Annotated in this window: 20 protein-coding genes; 10 read left to right on the forward strand and 10 right to left on the reverse strand. The window is 31.6% G+C overall.

Features of this window, described 5'->3' with window-relative positions; genetic code table 11:
- Positions 1-39: 39 nt before the first annotated feature.
- Positions 40-483: a LytTR family DNA-binding domain-containing protein gene (locus tag AA076_RS12070; RefSeq protein WP_000977037.1), complete on the forward strand. Its 444-nt coding sequence runs from the start codon at positions 40-42 to the stop codon at positions 481-483.
- Positions 480-935 carry a DUF3021 domain-containing protein gene (locus AA076_RS12075; protein WP_000793169.1) on the forward strand — a complete coding sequence of 152 codons (456 nt, stop codon included), beginning with the start codon at positions 480-482 and terminating at the stop codon, positions 933-935. The genes AA076_RS12070 and AA076_RS12075 overlap by 4 nt, the downstream gene beginning before the upstream one ends.
- 65 nt (positions 936-1,000) lie before the next feature.
- On the opposite strand, the gene mqo is transcribed toward AA076_RS12075, so the two are convergent.
- Positions 1,001-2,479, reverse strand: a complete 1,479-nt coding sequence (gene mqo, locus AA076_RS12080; RefSeq protein ID WP_000211359.1) for a malate dehydrogenase (quinone) — start codon at positions 2,477-2,479, stop codon at positions 1,001-1,003.
- Between the two features lie 380 nt (positions 2,480-2,859).
- Complete coding sequence (locus tag AA076_RS12085) at positions 2,860-4,458, reverse strand: L-lactate permease (RefSeq protein WP_000960854.1); 1,599 nt, start codon at positions 4,456-4,458, stop codon at positions 2,860-2,862.
- 316 nt (positions 4,459-4,774) lie between these two features.
- On the opposite strand from AA076_RS12085, the gene AA076_RS12090 reads away from it, so the two are divergent.
- Positions 4,775-6,448, forward strand: coding sequence for a CDP-glycerol glycerophosphotransferase family protein (locus AA076_RS12090; RefSeq protein ID WP_000595298.1), 1,674 nt, complete (start codon positions 4,775-4,777; stop codon positions 6,446-6,448).
- Between the two features lie 152 nt (positions 6,449-6,600).
- Here the strand turns inward: AA076_RS12090 and AA076_RS12095 are convergent, their stop codons facing one another.
- Both AA076_RS12095 and AA076_RS12100 read right to left on the reverse strand, forming a co-directional pair.
- Positions 6,601-7,230 carry a hypothetical protein gene (locus AA076_RS12095; protein WP_000827000.1) on the reverse strand — a complete coding sequence of 210 codons (630 nt, stop codon included), beginning with the start codon at positions 7,228-7,230 and terminating at the stop codon, positions 6,601-6,603.
- A 313-nt stretch (positions 7,231-7,543) separates the two neighbouring features.
- Positions 7,544-8,059 (reverse strand): GNAT family N-acetyltransferase, encoded by a 516-nt coding sequence (locus AA076_RS12100; protein WP_000907311.1) that lies wholly within the window; start codon positions 8,057-8,059, stop codon positions 7,544-7,546.
- Between the two features lie 190 nt (positions 8,060-8,249).
- On the opposite strand from AA076_RS12100, the gene AA076_RS12105 reads away from it, so the two are divergent.
- The gene (locus AA076_RS12105; RefSeq protein WP_000573242.1) at positions 8,250-9,254 is read left to right on the forward strand and encodes an oxidoreductase; all 1,005 of its coding nucleotides are present in this window, start codon (positions 8,250-8,252) and stop codon (positions 9,252-9,254) included.
- Positions 9,255-9,299: 45 nt separating this feature from the next.
- Here AA076_RS12105 and AA076_RS12110 read toward each other — a convergent pair whose 3' ends face one another.
- The 5 genes from AA076_RS12110 to AA076_RS12135 all read right to left on the reverse strand — a co-directional run bounded on the left by AA076_RS12110 (position 9,300) and on the right by AA076_RS12135 (position 12,918).
- Positions 9,300-9,701, reverse strand: coding sequence for a GNAT family N-acetyltransferase (locus tag AA076_RS12110; RefSeq protein ID WP_000241602.1), 402 nt, complete (start codon positions 9,699-9,701; stop codon positions 9,300-9,302).
- 35 nt (positions 9,702-9,736) lie between these two features.
- Positions 9,737-10,771, reverse strand: coding sequence for an NAD(P)/FAD-dependent oxidoreductase (locus AA076_RS12115; protein ID WP_000655971.1), 1,035 nt, complete (start codon positions 10,769-10,771; stop codon positions 9,737-9,739).
- 10 nt (positions 10,772-10,781) lie between these two features.
- Positions 10,782-10,898 carry a hypothetical protein gene (locus AA076_RS15560; protein ID WP_001789934.1) on the reverse strand — a complete coding sequence of 39 codons (117 nt, stop codon included), beginning with the start codon at positions 10,896-10,898 and terminating at the stop codon, positions 10,782-10,784.
- A gap of 104 nt (positions 10,899-11,002) precedes the next feature.
- Positions 11,003-11,434 carry a DUF2871 domain-containing protein gene (locus AA076_RS12125; protein ID WP_001253464.1) on the reverse strand — a complete coding sequence of 144 codons (432 nt, stop codon included), beginning with the start codon at positions 11,432-11,434 and terminating at the stop codon, positions 11,003-11,005.
- A 206-nt stretch (positions 11,435-11,640) separates the two neighbouring features.
- Positions 11,641-12,918, reverse strand: coding sequence for a YhgE/Pip domain-containing protein (locus tag AA076_RS12135; protein WP_001020023.1), 1,278 nt, complete (start codon positions 12,916-12,918; stop codon positions 11,641-11,643).
- Positions 12,919-13,078: 160 nt separating this feature from the next.
- On the opposite strand from AA076_RS12135, the gene AA076_RS12140 reads away from it, so the two are divergent.
- Together AA076_RS12140 and AA076_RS12145 are read left to right on the forward strand one after the other, a co-directional pair.
- A complete protein-coding gene (locus AA076_RS12140; protein WP_000656771.1) occupies positions 13,079-13,702 on the forward strand; it encodes a TetR/AcrR family transcriptional regulator in 624 nt (207 codons plus the stop codon).
- A 45-nt stretch (positions 13,703-13,747) separates the two neighbouring features.
- Positions 13,748-14,692 (forward strand): magnesium transporter CorA family protein, encoded by a 945-nt coding sequence (locus tag AA076_RS12145; RefSeq protein ID WP_000633068.1) that lies wholly within the window; start codon positions 13,748-13,750, stop codon positions 14,690-14,692.
- Between the two features lie 85 nt (positions 14,693-14,777).
- Here the strand turns inward: AA076_RS12145 and AA076_RS12150 are convergent, their stop codons facing one another.
- Complete coding sequence (locus AA076_RS12150; RefSeq protein WP_001108126.1) at positions 14,778-16,220, reverse strand: sucrose-specific PTS transporter subunit IIBC; 1,443 nt, start codon at positions 16,218-16,220, stop codon at positions 14,778-14,780.
- Positions 16,221-16,402: 182 nt separating this feature from the next.
- Here AA076_RS12150 and AA076_RS12155 point away from each other — a divergent pair, with 182 nt between their 5' ends.
- The 4 genes from AA076_RS12155 (at position 16,403) to AA076_RS12170 (ending at position 21,493) form a co-directional block, all read left to right on the forward strand.
- Entirely contained in the window at positions 16,403-16,786 is a 384-nt protein-coding gene (locus tag AA076_RS12155; RefSeq protein ID WP_000664394.1) for a YbgA family protein, read from the forward strand.
- 1,487 nt (positions 16,787-18,273) lie between these two features.
- Positions 18,274-20,379, forward strand: coding sequence for an AraC family transcriptional regulator Rsp (gene rsp, locus AA076_RS12160; RefSeq protein ID WP_000128366.1), 2,106 nt, complete (start codon positions 18,274-18,276; stop codon positions 20,377-20,379).
- 70 nt (positions 20,380-20,449) lie between these two features.
- The gene (locus AA076_RS12165) at positions 20,450-20,872 is read left to right on the forward strand and encodes a pyridoxamine 5'-phosphate oxidase family protein (RefSeq protein ID WP_000071911.1); all 423 of its coding nucleotides are present in this window, start codon (positions 20,450-20,452) and stop codon (positions 20,870-20,872) included.
- 264 nt (positions 20,873-21,136) lie between these two features.
- Entirely contained in the window at positions 21,137-21,493 is a 357-nt protein-coding gene (locus tag AA076_RS12170) for a DUF4889 domain-containing protein (protein ID WP_000727328.1), read from the forward strand.
- Positions 21,494-21,883: the final 390 nt, after the last annotated feature.

The following is a 21,883-nucleotide window of genomic DNA, read 5'->3' on the forward strand; positions in this document are numbered from 1 at the left end:
TCATTTATGGTTTAATAATTTTGAAGGAGGCATTAACCTATGATGAAACTCAATTTATTTATCAATGCAAATGAGACGGAATCTTATATTGATATACATGCACCTAAAATGAATGATAACGTTCAAAGTATTATTAATGCAGTCAATGATTTAGACAAATCACATACATTAGTCGGATACATAGACAAAGAAATCCATATCATTAATGTATCAGATGTTATAACATTCCAAGTTATTAATAAAAATGTAACAGCCATTACAAGCAATCAAAAATTCAAACTAAAATTACGACTTTATGAACTAGAAAAACAGTTACCACAACATTTCATTCGCATTTCCAAATCAGAAATCGTCAACAAGTATTACATTGAAAAATTATTATTAGAGCCAAATGGACTTATACGTATGTATCTTAAAGATGCACACTACACCTATTCTTCTAGACGTTATTTAAAATCTATAAAGGAGCGCTTATCAATATGAAAAATTTGAAAAACTCATTATTTATTAGCTTAATCATTGGTTTGTCCCTTTCACTGTTCTTTAGTATGTTATTTGCAGACGGCAAATATTATCCACTGAACCCACAATCAACTATTGGCATATTGTATTATACGCATTTCACAGAAACTACCGTAATGTTGATTTCTATCATTTTATGGTTACTCATAGGCGTCGTCTTTTTCCTTGGAGATTTTATCTTTAAATACACAGATTGGAGCATTACTAAAGCAACTATAATGCATTTCATAACAACGTATGTCGGATTCTTGCCTTTAGCAATGCTTGCCGGTTGGTTTCCACTAACAGTGCATTATCTAATCATATTCACAATTATCTTCATTGTGGTTTATGTATTAATTTGGATAATTCAATTCTTTAAAAACAAGAACTACGTAGACACTATTAACAAGCAACTGAAACAATTAAAATGATTTTTATTAACCACTAAAAAACGGTAATGTCTATCACATTAAAAAAGACATTACCGTTTCGTTTATTATTTAACTTGTAAATACTTAGTTACTTCTTCATTAATTTTATGATATAAATCCTCATGATCTGTTAAGCGATAACCAAATGACGGCACCATTTCTTTAATCTTTGGTTCCCATCCTTTGAATTCATCACGATAGCATCTCTGTAAAACATCAAACATAATATCTACAGCTGTTGACGCACCAGGTGATGCACCAAGTAATGCAGCTAATGTGCCATCATCTGACGTAATAACTTCAGTACCAAATTGTAAGTTACCTTTAGAATCCTCAGTATCCTTGATTACTTGGACACGTTGCCCTGCTGTAATCACTTCCCAATCTTCATTTTTAGCATTTGGGAAAAAGACTCTTAAATCATCCATACGCTCATCATTAGATAACATCAATTGTGACACTAAATACTTCGTAAGACTCATTTCTTTGATACCTGCAGATAACATCGTCACGATATTATTTGGTTTAACCGATTTAATTAAATCCATATGTGAACCTGTTTTTAAAAATTTAGGTGAGAAACCTGCAAATGGACCAAATAACAATGAACGCTTGCCGTCTACAAAACGTGTATCTAAGTGCGGCACTGACATTGGTGGCGCACCCACTGCTGCTTTTCCGTACACTTTAGCATGATGACGATCAATCACTTCTTGATTTGTACAGCGCAGGAATAATCCACTTACCGGGAAACCACCAATATGTTTTGATTGTTTAATCCCAGTCTTTTGGAGTAATGGTAAACTCGCACCGCCAGCACCAATAAATACAAAATCAGATTCATATGTTGTCGTTTCATTAGTTTCTAAATCTTTAACTTTAACTAGCCATACCCCAGATTTCTGTTTCTTGATGTCTAATACATTCTGCTTATATTGAATTCCCACACCACGTTGCTCTAAATTATCAAATAACTTTGCAGTTAACGCACCAAAGTTAACATCTGTACCAGTTTCATCATAAGTTAAAGCAATTGGTTCATCAGACTTACGACCTTCAATCATTAACGGTACCCAAGATTTCATTTCTTCTTCATCTTGCGATAATTTCATTTTTTCGAATAAAATACTTTTCTTTAACGTTGCAACACGACTTTTTATAAAAGCTACATTATCTTCGCCAATGACAAAACTCATGTGTGGCACCGCTTGAATAAAGCGATCTGGGTTATCTAATTGTCCTGTTTTAACTAAATATGCCCAAAACTGTTTTGAAATTTGGTACTGCTCATTTATCTTAATTGCTTTACTACAATCAACTGTGCCATCCTTACCTTCTTTTGTATAGTTCAACTCGCAAAGTGCTGAATGCCCTGTACCGGCATTATTCCATACATTTGAACTCTCTTCGCCAGGTTGTGCTAATTTTTCAAACACTTTAATATTTTTCTCAGGTGATAATTCTTTAAGTAATGTTCCTAATGTTGCACTCATAATACCGCCACCAATTAAGATGACATCTGTTTTGCTATGTTGTGTTGTCATAACAAATACAGTCCCCCTTTTTAAAATGAATAATGGAACGTTCGAGAAATACGACATATTAATACCACTTTAAATCAATAAGTGTCTCAATAGGTTCCCATGGTGATGCTCTATTACTATCTACTATGTATATTAATATTTTATAATAACGAAACTACTTTAATTATATACTTTATGTGCGATAGCACAAAGACAAAACCACAAACCTTAACAGCTATCAACCAATTTAATTTGATTGCTGATTACTCACTATTCATTTTAACATAAAGCGCTACCATTATTATAATGTCAAACTTCTTTCATTAATGATCCATAAAAAAAAGATGAGATGTTAGAAAACATCTCACCTTCTGTATATTTATATTTTGAAATACGTTTTTTTATAATAATGACAAGATGAAAGTCCAAATACAGATGAATATTAGTAAACATACACTGTATTTCAATGTCATTTTTAATAATTCTGATTCCTTACCAACTTGTTTTACTGCTGCAGTTGCAATTGCAATTGATTGTGGTGAAATCAATTTTGCCGCTACACCACCAACTGTATTAGCAGATACAAGAAGTGAACCACTTGTTCCAATTTGTTGTGCAACAGAAGCTTGAATTGGTGCAAATAATGAGTTGTTATTTACAACTGATCCTGTCATAAACACACCTATCCAACCTAAAATTGGTGATAGAACTGGGAAGACATTACCTGCTTTAGCAATACCTTGACCCATTGCTGCACTTAAACCACCATAAGTTGTGATTTTAGAAATTGCTAAGATGAAACAAATTGTAAGAACTGGTAACCACAACTCTTTAAATGTAACGCCGAATAATCTACCTGCATCTTTAAAGTTAACCTTTTTAGACATTAAAATTGTAATAATAATAGTTAATAAAATAGCTGTACCTGTTTGTCCAATAATATTTAAAGTCAATACTAATGGTTTATGCGTAACTTCGCTGATTGTTCCAGGTAAGTTGAATTTAAATACTAATGATGATAAAGCACCATTTGGTAAGAATAAGTTTTTAAAGAATGGCGCACTCCAAATCATTACAATGACTGTTAATACAATGAATGGGCTCCATGCATGTAATACTGCTTTTGCAGAATGTGCTTTTGCAGGTTCAATTTCTTCATCTTTATTAACACGATAAATGTGTTTTGGTTGGAATTTTTTAGAAAATACTGCTAATGCTAACATTGTTAATAACGGTGGAATAATATCTGCTAATTCAGGTCCACTGAATACAGTTAATAATCCTTGAGTAAGTGTATAAGTGATTGAAACTACTAAAATTGCTGGTAATGTTTCTTTAACACCTCTAAAACCATCAATAATAAAGATAAGTAAGAATGGAATAATGAAATTTATGATTGCCAATGTTAAAGTTGCTGATTGAGAAACACCTAATACTGAAACATCTCCAGGTAATTTCAACGTTTCTACAACACCTACAGGGATACCAATCGCACCAAAAGCACCAGACGCTGCATTTGCGACTAAACATAACATCGCAGCTTTTAATGGATTAAATCCTAATTGTGTTAATAAAAGTGCACAAATTGCAATTGGTACACCAAATCCTGCTGCACCTTCTAAAAATGCGTTGAATGCAAATCCAATAAGTAAAACTTGAATACGTTGGTCTTGTGAAATATTTGTAATACTATCTTGAATTGTTAAAAATTGTCCAGATTCAACAGTAATTTTGTATAACAATACTGCCATCATAACGATATAGCCAATCGGAATGATACCTTGGAAGAAACCTTCGACTACTGCACCAGAAGCGATACCAACTGGCAATTTGAAAAATGGTATTGCAATTAGTAATGTTACAACAAGTGTTGTAATAGCTGCATAAATACCTTTCATTTTAAAAACAGTTAAACATAGTAAAAACAGTACAATCGGTATTGCTGCAATTAAAGACGATAATAATAAATTATCAAATGGGTTAAACGTATTTACTAACATAGGCTGACTCTTCTTTCCATAAAGTAGTAGTGTAATTGCTTCATTAAAATCATGCTCTGGCTATAGCATTTTGTTATCGATAACATTTTACAGAACAGTGAGATTAATGTGATTTTTTTCACAATTAAAATATACCATTTTTTCAGACTATTAACAATATCACTTTCCTATTTAATTGTTTTATTTTTCATTTTAAATCTGTTCATCAAAATGAATTGTACTTAATGTAATGAAGTAACTTATACTATTCATGAATTTTACATAAGACCGTGCTAAAATAAGGAAGATACTACGATGAGGAATGGAAGTTATAGCAATGATTAAACAGATAAATGTTTCTAATATGCAAAAGTTTGAATCTCAATTAATGAAAGCTCAGTCTGAAGGTTATACACATGTCGTTCCATATGCCAATGAGATAATGATTTATCAATCGATGTTAGATGCGGTTCAATTATATCCTAAGTCTATCGTGGTTGATTATACTGTGGATGGACAATACAAAAATGATTGTCACTATTTCGGTCAATCATCGATCAACATTGCCGATTGGGCTCAAAACAATAATTATTATCCTAACCTGATATATGCGATTCAACAGACTCTTGATTTAATACATTATTACTCTGTAGAAACGATTTTCGATTTAGCTTTATTGACACTTCTGAAAGGTGATTTATCAATCGATGGTCATGTCGTTTTTGATTTTAAAGCCCCTATAGCAACAAGTGCTTCAATATGGGAAACTATTAAAACTATTGAAGATTTTGATATGATGTCTCAGTTTTATTTGAATAAAATGGCTTATATTGATCATCATCCTATACCTTTTCGCAACCTTTTTATCGAGGATTCAGAACAACTTAATTCGCCAGATAATTGGTTGTATTCTACCAAGTTTATGCTACCTAAATGGTTATATAAAATAGCAAAGCAACGTGCTGATAACAAACAATTACAAAACTTCGGCCTGTATACGAAGCAACCAAACGTTTTAAAAGATCACATCGTTTTTATCGGTGATCATCATCAATATATAGGTAATTCAAAATATTTATTTACTTACTTCGTTAAACATAATCCAATGACTGCCTGTTATTTTGTTACTGACGATCGTCGCGGACCACATTTCATATCACCTAAGTCTGAAAAAGCTGACGAATTGATTAACAGCGCACGCGTAGTTATAGTTGAAAATGATATACCTGAAACGTTACAACCAAACGGTACTTTAATTCAATTACATCAAGGCACACCAATAATGCAATTATTTTTAGATAGTAAAGAGCCTATTAAAAATATAGAAACACCTTTTTATCGTGCTAAAAGGTATAATCGCTGGTTGCAATTCGATTATGTTATACATTCTGCTGATGATATTAGCCACTTTTATCAAACGGCTTTTCCTAGTCACCAAGCAAATGTATTGGCTTATGGTAATCCTAAACACCAATATTTACTACAAAAGAGTAACGAAAGTACTACTCAACAACAGTATAAGAAATCGTTTAAAATAAATGATCAAAAACCAGTTTTATTATACGCACCTATTGGATTAGTGAGTGCGCAACAATTACCACTATCAGATGCTTTATTCAAAGCCTATCATGTTGTGGTTCAGGGTGTTGATGAAGCGATCTTACCAGAAGAGGCGCTTGTTGCACCAAAGTATCTTAGTGCTCAAGACTTAATTCTAATGTCTGATGTCGTTATCACTGATTACTCAAATATAATATTTGATGCGATGGCTATAGACAAAACAGTAGCATTATACACTCCAAATCACAGTCAATACATTGAGTCTCAAGGTGTTAACGAAGATATTTGGCGTCATCTATCAAAAATTTGGTATACAGACCGACAATTATTAATTAATAATTTAATTTCCCAGGCAATACCAGTGATTAAATATCCACAAATACAACATAAAGAACAACCATTAGAATCTATTTCACAACTTATATTGTCTAAGATGACATCTAATCAATAGTGTTTAAATTTCTCAGTGGCTGTGAATGAGGTTTAAAAGTACTATAAAACGTAAACTTTGATACTTTAAAATACGCAAAAAACGGTAAACCCTAATTCATATTATAGAGTTTACCGTTTTATTTTTTAACTTGCATCATAGTTATATTAACATTATTGTTGGTAGTTTGGATCAGTAACCATTGCTTGTCCAGTATAATCAACCGTTACAATTGAATATTTTCCATTTGCATTTGGGTCTTTAAAACTAAACACATACTTATAGTTGCCATTATGTTCTTCAATAGAATAATCATTATACACTTTATTATTACTACCAAATTTATTTGCTTCATTATTAGCCGCATTTAAAGCTGTTTGGAAATTTGGCAATTGCTGTAAAGCTTGATTTTTATTTCCATTAAACGGATAAATTTGACGTGCAACCGGCGCGGCATTTTGTCCATAATATGGTGCAACGTAACTTGATTTTTGATTATTATTCGCTTGGTTATTACTTGATTGGTTATTATTTGTTTGGTTTTGGTCATTGTTTGTTGCATTTGAATTAGATTGTTGCTGGTTATCGTTTGCACTATTATCTTTATTATCTTTGTTTACGTCTTTACTATCATCTTTATTATCTTTCTTATCTTTAGATGAATCATTTGTTTTTTTATCTTGTTGTTCAGTTTTCGCTTTATCATCTTTTTCTTTATTACCGTCTTTTTGTTGGTCACTATCTTGACCACATGCAGCTAAAAATAATGATAATGCTAGTAACCCTGTAACTAATCTTTTCATACATATCTCCTCCTATAATTCGATATTCATTGAATAATCTTGAAATACATATCTACCATGTGTATCTTTTCATGGCTTGTTACCAAAGACGTCAACATTAATATGATCTGAATTATCACAATATCCATAACTACAATCTAAGGTTCTTTTTATTATACCCTAATTTTTGTTCATTATTATTTAATTTTTGTGAATTTTATGTTTTCTATAAATTTAATTATTTTACTTTAACAATTCATTACGCATTTAGCATTTCAAGGTATACACAATATTTATTACTATGATTTCATTTTATCTGCTGCAAAAACAATCATTATAACTCTTTTTCCATAATTAAATCTGTATCCGTTACATCACCTGTTTGAAAATGATGTTCACCAACCACTTTAAATCCATGACGTTTATAAAATGCTTGAGCACGAGGATTATGCTCCCAAACTCCTAGCCAAATTTTATGTTTATTATGTTCTTGAGCAATTTTTTCGGCCAATTCTATCAATTGTGAACCTCTTCCGCCACCTTGAAAGTCTTTCAAAAAATATATGCGCTGCACTTCTAAATAGGTCTCCCCCATTTCTTCAGTTTGAGCACTATTAATATTCATCTTTATATAACCAACATTCGCACCATCTTCTTGATAAAAATAATGAAATGAATCTACATGGTTAATCTCTTGTGTAAATTTCTCTACAGTATAATTGTCTTTAAAAAATTGATCAAAATCTTTGTCATCATAGTAAGAACCAAACGTGTCATAAAATGTTCTAGTTGCTAATTCAACTAATTCACTAGCATTTTGTTCTGAAATTTCTTTGATTATCCCAGCCATATAAATCCTCCAATAAACAGTGATCGAATCAAAATATTACTTATGTTATTTTTCAGCCAAAACTATTTAAAAATACATTAACACAAATCAATTACAAATTGTATTGATTGTGTGTAACATCAATAAATGATACATTTATTCCAGTAAAATGGCCGTATTTTCAAAAGAGAAAAAGAGAGGATGTATCGTTGTGATAGAAACATTTAAAGCGTTTGTAATTGATAAAGATGAGAGTGGTAAAGTGACACCAACTTTCAAACAATTATCGCCTACTGATTTACCTAAAGGAGATGTGCTGATTAAAGTACATTACTCTGGTATAAATTATAAAGATGCTTTAGCGACTCAAGATCATAATGCAGTCGTAAAATCGTATCCTATGATTCCAGGAATAGATTTAGCTGGAACAATTGTTGAATCCGAAGCACCAGGCTTTGAAAAAGGAGAACAAGTAATTGTAACGAGTTATGACCTAGGTGTCAGCCATTATGGCGGTTTTAGTGAATATGCGCGTGTAAAATCAGAATGGATTATCAAGCTTCCTGATACTTTAACATTAGAAGAATCAATGATATATGGCACAGCTGGTTATACTGCCGGTTTAGCAATTGAAAGACTTGAAAAAGTTGGAATGAATATTGAAGATGGTCCTGTACTCGTTCGCGGTGCTTCAGGTGGTGTCGGTACTTTAGCAGTACTCATGCTTAATGAACTTGGTTATAAAGTTATCGCAAGTACAGGTAAACAAGATGTTAGCGATCAATTACTTGAACTTGGTGCCAAAGAAGTTATCGATCGACTTCCTGTTGAAGATGATCATAAAAAGCCACTCGCATCATCAACTTGGCAAGCTTGTGTAGACCCTGTTGGTGGCGAAGGTATTAATTATGTTACAAAGCGTTTAAATCATAGTGGGTCAATTGCAGTTATTGGTATGACTGCCGGTAATACTTATACTAATTCTGTATTCCCTCACATTTTAAGAGGTGTAAACATTTTAGGAATTGACTCGGTATTTACTGCTATGAAATTAAGACAGCGCGTTTGGCGTCGTCTCGCAAAAGATTTAATGCCTGAAAATTTACATGAGATCAAGCAAGTTATTACATTTGATGAACTTCCAGAACAACTTAACAAAGTAATTAAACATGAAAATAAAGGGCGCATTGTTATCGATTTCGGTGTAGATAAATAGTATTCATGAAAAAGACATCCCGTTATGCGAGATGTCTTTTTTAATTTAGTATTTGATATACATACCGCCTGAATCTGGTTCGGTAGGTATAAATCCAAATTTTGTATATAATTTATCCGCTGGGTAGTCTGCAATCAGACTAACGTATGTACTCTCAACAGCCACACCTTTAATATATTGCATAATATGCTCCATAATTAGACTGCCGTAACCTTGACCTTGGTAACTTTTCAAAACTGCAATATCAACAATTTGAAAAACAGTTCCGCCATCGCCAATCACTCTACCCATACCAATTAACCGATCTTTATCATACAAGGTTACTGTAAATAAGGCATTAGGTAATCCTTTTTCAGCTGCTTCGCGCGTCTTTGGACTCATACCTGCGTTAATCCTTAATGCGCAATAATCCTCGCAAGTCGGAATATCATATGTCACTTTAACCATTATTTACCCCACTTTTCATCACACAATATATCAACCTAGTATAAATGTTTATTTACAATAGTCTTATTCGCTTCTTTAAACACTTCATGATGACTTGAAACATAACCCTCTGCATTCGCATCTGGTTGGATATATGTTTTAGCAAGGTTCGCTGCATTTGCACCATCACTAAATGCACTTGCAATTAGATGTGATTTTGCATCATGATAAACAATATCTCCACACGCATAGATACCAGGTATACTAGTTGTCGTATTACCAAATCCTTTAACACGACAATCATCATGCATATCTAGCTTTGAAGATGTTTCACTCAATAATGTATTACAACGATCAAACCCATGACTAATAATGACATCGTCAAATTTAACTGTATGCCTATCGCCACTTTCAACATGTTCCAAAACAACTTCACTTATATGCGTTTCATCATCATTGCCGACCAAGTATTTAATACGTGTTTTTGGGCATAGTTTCACATTTAAATCTGTCACCAACGTTTTCATCGCTTCATGACCACTTACATCTTCTTTTCGATAAACAACTGTCACGCTTTTAGCAATCTTGGCAATATCATGCGCCCAATCTAATGCTGTATTTCCTCCACCTGATATTAATACATCTTTATCTTTGAAACGTCTGTAACTTTGTACAACATAATGTAAATTAGTTAATTGATATCTCTCTACACCTTTAACATCTAATTGTTTTGGATTAATAATACCCGCACCAATTGCAATGATAACTGCTTTCGATGTATATATTTCTCCCGCTTCTGTTTCAACTTCGAAATGACGTTCTGCCTTTTTCCTAATATCTACCACACGTTCATTCAAATGAACTTCCGGTTTAAAATATAATCCTTGCTTAATTGTATCTTTTAAAATTTCATGACAAGGTTTTGGCGCAATGCCGCCAATATCCCAAATAATTTTTTCAGGGTAAATTCTCATCTTACCCCCTAATTCAGATTGAACATCTATCAATCTTACAGACATATCTCGCAATCCAGCATAAAAGCTTGCATACAAACCAGACGGACCGCCACCAATGATTGTAACATCTTTCATTATGTGCCTCCTATGACTCTCTATATTCATTTCTTTCATTAACGTGCTCAAATTGATAATTATTATCATTTAAAGCCATTATACTATTAATATTTATATTGTTAAAATAAATCGCATAGTTAGCCATGAATTATCAATAACTATCCCATCACAATATAAAAACACACCTTTCAAAGTAAGAAACAACAATGTTCCTTTGAAAGATGTGTATATTTTTTAGTTCTAGTTATATTATTTTTTAAAAGACTCATCACGTGGTTCTTTAAGAATTGCTTGTCTTAAAAGGAAAAATAGCAACAATAAACCTGCAAGCATACCTGTGTGCCCAATACCTGCAAAGCCTGCAAATGCTTCTGGAGAGTATGATTTACCAGTGACTTGGAAGAATCCTTTTGTCACCATCATACCTATAGTAACGATAACACCTATGTTATATACATAGAAGAACCAGTTAAATAAGTAGTAACTTGATAATTTAAATAACTTCTCCAATGGTAATAATATTAAAAACATAAACATACCTAAAATAAGTGTATGTGTGTGTACAAGTGATAATTGTGTTGTACCAGTAAAATCATATGCTTTTGTTAGCTCTCTATAGAAAAAGCCACTAAATAAACCTATGATCATATAAAAAAGAAATGAATATAATAACCTACGCATTTTGAATCCTCCCTCACCTTTTCATTATATCCGATTATACCTATTATAACAGTGACAAAAAAGCGAAGATATGACACAACTGAATTTGGTTTAGCACATAGTATGACAGCTAAAATAACTTTACATCAAGCGCTATACAAATAAAATAGCTATACCATGACGCTCGCTACAAACGTCTTGTATAGCTATTATTTCTATTTATTAAATTATGACGGCACTTCAGTACGTTTTGTGCTATGTTTTCTAACAATAGCTGAAACTAAACTTGATACAGCGCCAAAAATCATAAACCCTATAAACATCCACATTGTACTATTTAATTCAATATGATGATTCAAGTATAATAGTTCTCTTACACTTGTTGCATAGTGTGTGAATGGATTCCAATCATATACATATTTTTGATAACTTTCAGGCAACATTTGTTTAGGTAACGTTACAAGTTGCATACTAAAGAACATTAAAATGAAGAAAATTGGAACTGACTTCATACCTAGCCATACCATAACACCTAAAATAAGGCCCACGAAACCAAGAATCGCAAATGCTACAAAAATTGCGATACGATTTGGATGGTCAAAATCAAATCTTTGAACGCCTTGCATGAAATAAATATAAACAAAGCTACCTGCAAATGCTGCAACAACTGCAAATATCATCTGTCCAATTGAAGCAATGATACGATGTTGCACGACGATATTGTTACTAGTTCTAAATGCAAAGAACAATAAGATAGACGTTACGATTGAACCTATCCAAATTGGCATAAACATTAGGAATGGTGCATTACCACCTGCTTGGTGATCTTTAACTTTATTAAGTTTTTCATTATCCACTTTTACTGGATTCGTCAAACCATTGATGTCCGCGGCATTGACTTTAACATTTTGACTCGTTAATGTTTCCAAACTTTGCTTCGTAATTTGAGCATTAATATTATCACCCATACCAGTTAACACAGCTGATGCAATTTGTGAACCTTGTAAGCTTGATCCTTCACTTACAATCGTTTTAAATTTAGCCTGCTTAACCTCTACTTGTTGATTCCCCATTTTTTGTTTCATTTGTTGAACCACTTGTGGCGGAATTTCACCTGAAGCAACTTTTTGTTGCATTTCTTCTTTTTTACTATCCATAACTACTTTTTGTGTTTTACTCATAGCATCTTTTGAAAAGTCTTTATCAATAATAGCTACTCCAAAGATTTTTTGATCTTTCAAATCTTTTTCAAGGTCTTTTTCACTATCAACCTTAACCCATTTAATTTTATTAGAATCACTATCTAATAATTTATCCTCTAATTTTTTACCAATGTTAACATTTTTATCTTGAATCGTTGTACCTTTATCCTCGTTTAATATACCAATTGGTAAATCTTTTGGTTTAGGATTATATGCAGGATAAAAAGCTAAAGAAAAGATTACCAAGATAATCATAGTTGCTATTGGTGCAATCCATAATAATTTATTTTTAAATATATTCATTTTATTAATTACCTCCTTATTAGACAATGTGTTGAATATTTCGCATGTTGTCTATTATAATATGTAAGTGGGAATAAACAATACACAATGTTCATCAATACGTTCATTAATAGACAAATACACCCACATTGTTCAATAACACAAGGAGGTTGATTTATTTTTGAAAGAAGATAGGCGAATTAGAAAGACAAAGTCCTCCATTAAACAAGCGTTCACTAAATTACTACAAGAAAAAGATTTAGAAAAGATTACCATTCGCGACATAACAACACGCGCTGATATCAATAGAGGGACATTTTACTTACATTACGAGGATAAATATATGTTACTCGCAGATATGGAAGATGAGTATATTTCAGAACTAACGACATATACTCAATTTGATTTGTTACGCGGTTCTTCAATTGAAGACATTGCGAATACTTTTGTAAATAATATACTCAAAAATATTTTCCAACATATTCATGATAATTTAGAGTTTTATCATACTATTTTACAATTGGAACGCACGAGTCAATTAGAATTGAAAATCAACGAACATATTAAAAATAATATGCAACGTTACATTAGTATCAATCATTCTATCGGAGGCGTTCCAGAGATGTATTTTTACAGTTACGTTTCCGGAGCAACAATTTCAATTATTAAATACTGGGTAATGGACAAACAGCCCATTTCAGTTGATGAATTAGCTAAACATGTGCATAATATTATTTTTAATGGTCCATTAAGAATAATGGCAGAAAACCGTTTGCATAAATCAAACCTTGATTCACTAACTTAAGTAATACTCGCTTTTCCTAAATCCTTTAGAAAGGAACTATATATCATGATTACTTCATTCAGACATTCTGAAGATATAGATAAACATATTATAAAAACACCATTAGATCATACAGCGTCATGGATTAATGTAGTAGAACCAGACCGAGAAGAAATTGAAAATCTTATGGAACAATATAATATACCTGAAGACTTTATACGTGACCCTTTGGACTCAGAAGAAAGTTCCCGTATTGAATATGACGAAGATACTGGTTACTCATTAATCATTATTGATTTACCTATCGTCAATTCAACTAATCGTAGCGTTCTATCTTTTGTAACGATTCCATTAGGCATTATTATTGGCAACGGTATTATCGTAACAGTTTGTGACGCTGAAAATGAATTTTTAGAAAATTTACCTAAGCGTGATATTAATTTAAAATTTCACAGCAGATTTGCATTAGAAATTTTAACTACTATTGCCGACCATTATAATCGTAACTTACGATTACTTAATAAAAGTAGAATTCGTATTGAGAAAGAACTAAAAAATAACATTACTAACAAACAACTTTTCAAATTAATGGAAGTTGAAAAAAGTTTAGTATACTTTTTAGCTGCCTTAAAAGGTAACGATACAATTATTAAAAAGTTATTCCGTTTACCTGCAATTAAACGTTTTGAAGAAGATGAAGAATTACTAGAAGATTTAATCATTGAAAATAACCAAGCCATCGAAACAACAGAATTACATCAACGTATCTTAGAAAGTATCACAACATCATACGCTTCCTTATTATCTAATGATATGAATACGATTATGAAGACATTAACACTTTTCACGGTACTATTAACGTTACCAACACTCGTATTTAGTTTCTTCGGTATGAATGTGCCGTTGCCAATTGATGACCATAGTTATATATCTTGGATTATTGTGGTAGGTATTTCATTAATTCTTGTCGTAATTGTTAGTATTTTCTTATGGCGTAAACAGAAATTATAACTAAATTAAAAGGTATGACAGCTTAAAGTTTCATCCTATTGCATTTGCAATGACTGATACTTTGATTACTGTCATACCTCTTTTTTTATTCTACAACTTCTTTATTTGCTTTTCTTTTAGATAAAATTAAAGTAACTGTTATAGCAATGATGAATGATATTGTCATACCAACAAAGTAGTGTAACCATCCTGCATGTACTGGATTGATTGAAATAAATCCTGGCAATCCAGCAGTTCCTAATGCGATTGCTTTAACCTTGAAGAAAGCAATATATGCTGAACCAATACCTGATCCAACGATAGCGCCAATAAATGGATATCTTAGTTTTAAGTTAACACCAAACATAGCCGGTTCTGTAATACCAAGTAATGCTGAAATACCTGCGGCAGATGCCACACCTTTTAACTTCTTATTTTGTTTAATAATAAAGAACGCTGCAATTGCTGCACCACCTTGTGCAACATTAGACATTGTCGCAATCGGGAATATAAATGATCCACCCGTTTTAGTGGCATCTGCAATTAATGTCGTTTCTACAGCTATAAAGCTATGATGCATACCTGTAATAACAATCGGAGCATACAATAATCCGAATATTAATCCACCAATTGCACCACCAAATTCATAAAGCCATGTTAAACCATCTGATAACCAGTAACCTAATTGTCGAGTGATTGGACCTACAAATGAAAATGTTAGAAATGCTGTTATAAAAATAGATAACAATGGTGTTAACAAATTATCTAACACCGTTGGAATAACTTTGCGTAACCCTTTTTCAATTGAGGCTAAGATATAAGCTGCTACAAGCATAGGTAACACTTGTCCTTGATAACCTACTTGATTAATATGCAAACCAAAAACATCCCAATATGGAATAGCCTTACCTGCTTCAACTGCTTTTGGGAAATCGTATGCGCTCATTAGCGATGGATGAACTAGTATCATACCTAATGCAGCACCTAAAAATGGATTGCCACCAAAGCGTTTTGCTGCACTAAATCCAATTAAAATTGGTAATAATGTAAATGGTGCATTCGCAAAAACATTTATCATTTCAGCTAATCCAGCAAATTGACTATATACATCTATCAATGATTTACCTGAAAAGAATAAATCTTTCGCAGTCAAAATGTTATTTAACCCCATTAATAAACCACCAGCAACGATGGCTGGTATAATCGGAACAAAGATATCTGAAAGCATTTTTACAAATCGCTGTAACGGATTCATATTTTTAGCAGATTGTGCTTTGACTTCCGAAGTGGTTGATGCTTCTTTTCCAGTTAATTTTTCCAGTTCACTAAATACTTTATTGACTGTACCAGACCCAATAATAATTTGGTATTGTCCCCCAGTAGAAAACGTCCCTTTAACTACATCCATATTGTTTAGCGCCTCTTCATTTACTAAACTTTCATCATTTAAAACTAATCGTAGTCTCGTTGCACAATGCGCCATTGCATCTAAATTCTCTTCTCCGCCTATCGCGTTCAAAATTTCTTCTGCGGATTGCTTATAATTCATATATTTAGCCTCCTAATTAGAACCGGTTCCATTTATTCCACTTTATTGTAACCGGTTCCAAAAATATTTGCAACACTCTATTATCATTTTATATAAACACCTACACCATTTTTGATAGCGCATTCATTTTTATTGCTATACTACATGCATGTATATTAACATTAATTATCGGAGGTAATTTTATGAAAGAACGTGGCTATATCGAACAGCTTTGGCGTGAGGAAAAATATCATGTATTGTTACACAGTCAACAGTCTTACCAAATGATAAGGAATGCTTTAAAAACGGATTTATCACTTCATCAAGTTCAACAAATGATTGATGTTGCTTTGTTAATTGAACCGAGTATAGGAAGTGTATGTAATGCTTTTGATCATATGTGGGGATATTTAAAAAAATGTGCGAATGAAGAAGAAAGACAACAATCAAAACTACTTAAAGCTGATTTTATTAATGGTAAAATCGACACCCAAACTTTATTAGATTTTTTAGCAGAACTTGCTAATAAATATGATGTTCAATATTTACTACAAAGTCGTGTTTTAAACACAAAAAGAAAGAGATAGATTGAAACTTTAGTTGTAACGGACAAATAGTAGTCATTGGAGTTCAGCAATTCATACTTTGTACTAAAGTTTACTATAATCTATCTCTCAAGGTTTAAATGTACATATCTATATTAAAATGCGTTTCATGATGTTAGAAGATACCATACACATTTAATTAGTTACAGCATAAATCAATTTATACCCTTAATTATTACATTGTTTATATTTTAAATTCGGGGGAGTAATTTTAAGTAATATCTTGTTGCTGCTAATTCTATTGTTAATAAATTGATATTAGATGTAGAAATTGAGTGTGAAAGTTAATAATAGATGATTTAGCTAGTAACATAATTAATTCATATATAGTCAAAAAGTTCTGTTAGATACTGTTCTTGATGAATATTCTTTGATGTTAGGTGTTAGCTATTCTAGATGAGTTTCTTAGATGTGGATGCCTGTCTTGATGAAGTTATCTATGATGTTAATATAATACTTGATGTTGATTCTTAGATGTTAGTGCGATTTCAAGATGCTGATTCTTTGTTGTTGCACTATCTTGGTGACGTTTCTAGTTGTTTATAGTTATCGCATCTCTTGATGTAAAATCTAAGATGTTTATGCATTTCTAGATGTTAATTCTTCGCTGCTTAAGAATTATCTTGATGGTAAATCTAGTTGTGCCATGCATTTTCTCATGATGAATCTAAGGTGTTAATTCATTGATGTGTGCTGTTTCTTGTTGCTTCATTATCTTGATGGTGAATTTCGTTGTCTAATGCACTTTTTCAAATGATTATTCTAATTGTTACGGCAATAACTAGATGGATTTTCTTAGATGTTCACTTTTCTAGATGTTTATACTTATCTTGATGTTTTCTAAACAGAACTTTTAAACGCTTTATTTTTTAGTAGATTGTTTAAAATTTCTTAGTTGATGGTTATTGTTGTTGATTTGAATAATTTGTAGCGAATATTTTGTAACAGGGCTACTAAGAATTTTTATAACAAGAAGTGATTTCAATCGTACTAATTTTCAGCGTTTGATGACAAAAGTGTATGTCCAAACTTAAATAATGGCGATAAAATTTAAGTCATGGGTACATTTAATGTTTTTTGATTCAAACTTCCATTTTGGTCAATTTGCTTTTTTTATAACATAGTTGAATATCAATAAAAGATTAGCAAGTTAGTTCAAAATGGCTATGTATTGTTTTTTGAAATACATAGGTTTGAAATCTATATTAATTATGCACCAAATAATTTAATTAGACTCTATCGAAAATTTCCAAATTTTGCTTACTATCTTTCTAATTTTACTTTTATATTGTGCGCAATGCATAAAAACAAGCGTTTTCCTAGGAGTTTTCATTAATTTCTTTTATTTTTCACTATTACCTTTTCAAAAATATTCAACTATAATAGGTATACTATCCATGATTTTAAAAATTTCCATGTTTTACATTTAAATGATAGATTTCAATATATATTAGGCAGGAGAGAGAAATATGACATGCCAACTTAAAATACATCATACATTATCGACAATACCAAGTCGTAATATTAATAATATTATGGTGCTATTTTCACTTACAAGTAAACTCAATATTACGATTAATGGTGAAACCAAAGACGTAAGTAATTATATTATCTTAATTAACCATGGTGATATTTATAATATTAACCACGGCGAAAATATAATCGAATTAATGATACCCGTTTTTTATTTTTATCAACAAGATGATGATTTCTTTAATGGTTATTTAGATCGTCATTTATTACAATCAAGTAATTATATTAAGTCATTAATTGCCGATTTAATCAGTACACCAACAAGTTCTTCTTTAATGGGGAAAAATATAGGTCAAAGTATTATAGACACTTTACTTAAAGAAGCTTTTATAAGAATAGATCATGAATATTTACCAAATATTGCTTTAAGCAATCCGGTGTTCATAGACTGTGTAAACTATATTCATGACAATATTGATGCGCACTTGTCTTTAAAAGATATAGCGATGCATTGCAACATCTCTGAATCATATTGTTCTAATCTTTTTGTTCGATATTTGAGTATGAATTTTAAAGATTATTTTACAAGTATTAAACTTGTTAACGCCATCAATTTATTACTTTCTACAAAACATTCTATTACAACTGTTTCTGAATTGGCCGGTTTTAACAGTCATACAAATTTTGCAAATCAATTTAAGAATTACTTGCATTTTAGTCCTAAACAGTTCCGTTCACTCGTTTCCAAGATTACTGAACCACCACAAATACACTTCCAACAAGATAACGTATCACAATTCACTGAGTTAATTTCAACAATTGATTTAACAGCTCAACTGGCTACAAATACAACAGATATTCATATAGATGATTTTAATCCGAAAGATCGAAGTCAGCGTGCCAAAGTATTTGTTCGATTTAGTAATTTCAATGAACTATTTCAATTTATTTTCAATGAATATTACGATATTAACTTTGAGCACTTACCAAAACCTGTCGTTTTCATTGACGATATTCACGATATTGAGATTAGCCAAACGAATTACAACCTGTTAAATAGATGTTTTGAAAAGCTTTTCGAAAAAAATATAGGTTTAGCAATCGCTATTAAATCAACACAACAATTCGAAACGATGAAGCAATTAATACTAACATTTTTACAAGGCAATCAAGACTATAAGACAAGCAAGAAATTAGTTAAATTTATGCTCGTATTTTGCTCTAATTCTATGACAGCAGAAGAAATTCATTTATGTCATCTTAAAATTAAAAACAAAAATAAAGAAATTAAATATAGTGTGACAGTCGATGGCTTTTTAGAAACTTATTCAACCGTGGAACAAGTTTATGATGTCATGCAGCGTCTTAAATTCCATTATTACTTTATTGATATTGAAAATTCAAAAACTGCAACACATCTTATCACTAAAAACCAACACTATCATCAAACTGACACTCATTTTGAACAGTATAAGAAATTTATTTTAGATTCAGGTATATCATCAACACAATTTGTATATAATAACCTGTCTGTAAGCGGATTTAAATATACTAATGATGGTAAGAATCCAATTCAATTATCTGACATAGTGTATCACTTAATCGCATTATTACGATATGGCGGTGGCATTAGCTATCAATTATTAGATGACCATTCAAATTATATTTCCTTGTACAACAAATATGGTAGCCCCCTACCATTAATGCATTTATATAAAATGTTTAGACCTTTTGTTAATGAAGATATTGAAATTACAAATAATTATGTATTGAGTCGTAAAGATAATAACTACCATTTCTTATTATTCAATAAAATTAATGATCGATATATGTCAGACGTAAAACAAGATTTCATTTTCCATAATGAATTACCTCAAGACTCTTTGATGATTATTAAAACATTGAATCATGAACATGGTTCAATTCAACATTTGCTTCCAATAAGCGATCAACTTGTTTATATAGAAAAAGAAATTTTAGATGAATTAGACAAAACGAATTACCCTAAAACGGAGCTTGCAGTTCAAGAAGAAACTGGTCGTACATTTGAACTCAAGTTAAATCACGACGAGGTTAAATATATTTGCTTTAAACCAAGCTAAATACTAACAGTCCTCTTGTGTTTAGTTTCTTACGTTAAAGGCTATTTATATCATAAGGAGATGATTTGTAATGAGTAACTCACAAGCAATTCAAGCAATTGAAAACGTGTTAGTAACGTCAAAAGTTGGTGTATTATCAACTGCATATAATAATAAACCTAATAGTAGATATATGGTCTTTTATAATGATGGTCTTACTTTATATACTAAAACGAATATCCATTCTGCTAAGGTCAAAGAAATTAAAGATAATCCAGCAGCATATGTTTTGTTAGGCTATAACGACACAACTAATCGTAGTTTCGTTGAGATGGAAGCGACAATCGAAATCGTTACAGAACAAGAAGTGATTGATTGGCTATGGGAAACACAAGACAAAAGCTTTTTCAGTTCAAAAGAAGACCCAGAGTTATGTGTTTTAAGAGTAGTTCCGCAATCCATTAAGCTAATGAATGATAAATCATTAGATACACCTATCAAAATCGATTTATAACACAAAGTGTATATAGGAAATAACTTTTATGAATTCTAGATATAACAATGTTAAATACTTAAAATAACTCGCTATAATTAAAGTGTTTAATATGTTTACAATTCAATTTGCAATGTATTGTTTTTTAGACACACTTTATTCACATTTAACGTGATTAGGGTGTGTCTTTTTAAATTAATTTTATGTAATATAAATACTGCATTTGCAAACTGTTGCACTTTTAGGTATAACAGAATTAACTACATTTAAGGAGATTGATGAACCATGAAAAAGAAAAAAGGTTTTGGTCTTGGTATTAGTTTAATCGCCATCATGTTAATTGTATGTATTGTATTAGTAATCATGATGATGACTGGCGGAAAGAAAGATACATACTATGGAATTATGAAAGATAATACTACTATTGAAAAAATGATTAGTGAAAAAGATGAAAGTATTGAAAAAAATGTTAAATTACCTTCAGATTCAGATGTTAAAGTTAAAAAAGGTGATTTTGTAATTGTTTATAAATTAGCAGATTCAGATAAAATTGTTAAAGTTAAAAAAGTTGACCATGACGATGTACCACATGGTTTAATGATGAAAATTCATGACATGGGCAAAATGCACATGAAACACTAATTGTAATTTAAATTACAAATTTTAGTTGCCATCAAGGTATATACGAGTAAAAGCAGCGGTAAGTTGATTTCCAATTTGGAATCATTTTACTGCTGCTTTTTATATTTGAAATACTTTCATATTGAATAGCTCCACTTGCCGTTCGCCTGCGCTTTGCGCATGCATAAAAGCCCCTAACAACCTGAGGTCACTGCGCTCCGGTTCGCCTGCGCTTTAGCGCATGCATAAAAGCCCCTAACAACCTGAGGTCACTACGCTTCGGTTCGCCTGCGCTTTAGCGCATGCATAAAAGTCCCTAACAACCTGAGGTCACTACGCTTCCGTTCGCCTGCGCTTTAGCGCATGCATAAAAGCCCCTAACAACCAAAGGTTGTAAGGGGCTTTAAATGT

Source organism: Staphylococcus aureus (assembly GCF_001027105.1).
Classification (GTDB): Bacteria; Bacillota; Bacilli; order Staphylococcales; family Staphylococcaceae; genus Staphylococcus; species Staphylococcus aureus.

Coding starts and splice junctions, on each gene's coding strand:
- AA076_RS12070 (WP_000977037.1), top strand. CDS start 40: ATGATGAAACTCAATTTATTTATCAATGCAAATGAGACGGAATCTTAT.
- AA076_RS12110 (WP_000241602.1), bottom strand. CDS start 9,701: ATGGTTAAAGTGACATATGATATTCCGACTTGCGAGGATTATTGCGCA.
- AA076_RS12155 (WP_000664394.1), top strand. CDS start 16,403: ATGAAAGAACGTGGCTATATCGAACAGCTTTGGCGTGAGGAAAAATAT.
- AA076_RS12100 (WP_000907311.1), bottom strand. CDS start 8,059: ATGGCTGGGATAATCAAAGAAATTTCAGAACAAAATGCTAGTGAATTA.
- AA076_RS12145 (WP_000633068.1), top strand. CDS start 13,748: ATGATTACTTCATTCAGACATTCTGAAGATATAGATAAACATATTATA.
- AA076_RS12090 (WP_000595298.1), top strand. CDS start 4,775: ATGATTAAACAGATAAATGTTTCTAATATGCAAAAGTTTGAATCTCAA.
- AA076_RS12085 (WP_000960854.1), bottom strand. CDS start 4,458: ATGTTAGTAAATACGTTTAACCCATTTGATAATTTATTATTATCGTCT.
- rsp (WP_000128366.1), top strand. CDS start 18,274: ATGACATGCCAACTTAAAATACATCATACATTATCGACAATACCAAGT.
- mqo (WP_000211359.1), bottom strand. CDS start 2,479: ATGACAACACAACATAGCAAAACAGATGTCATCTTAATTGGTGGCGGT.
- AA076_RS12170 (WP_000727328.1), top strand. CDS start 21,137: ATGAAAAAGAAAAAAGGTTTTGGTCTTGGTATTAGTTTAATCGCCATC.
- AA076_RS12150 (WP_001108126.1), bottom strand. CDS start 16,220: ATGAATTATAAGCAATCCGCAGAAGAAATTTTGAACGCGATAGGCGGA.
- AA076_RS15560 (WP_001789934.1), bottom strand. CDS start 10,898: ATGGCTAACTATGCGATTTATTTTAACAATATAAATATTAATAGTATA.
- AA076_RS12125 (WP_001253464.1), bottom strand. CDS start 11,434: ATGCGTAGGTTATTATATTCATTTCTTTTTTATATGATCATAGGTTTA.
- AA076_RS12115 (WP_000655971.1), bottom strand. CDS start 10,771: ATGAAAGATGTTACAATCATTGGTGGCGGTCCGTCTGGTTTGTATGCA.
- AA076_RS12075 (WP_000793169.1), top strand. CDS start 480: ATGAAAAATTTGAAAAACTCATTATTTATTAGCTTAATCATTGGTTTG.
- AA076_RS12135 (WP_001020023.1), bottom strand. CDS start 12,918: ATGAATATATTTAAAAATAAATTATTATGGATTGCACCAATAGCAACT.
- AA076_RS12165 (WP_000071911.1), top strand. CDS start 20,450: ATGAGTAACTCACAAGCAATTCAAGCAATTGAAAACGTGTTAGTAACG.
- AA076_RS12095 (WP_000827000.1), bottom strand. CDS start 7,230: ATGAAAAGATTAGTTACAGGGTTACTAGCATTATCATTATTTTTAGCT.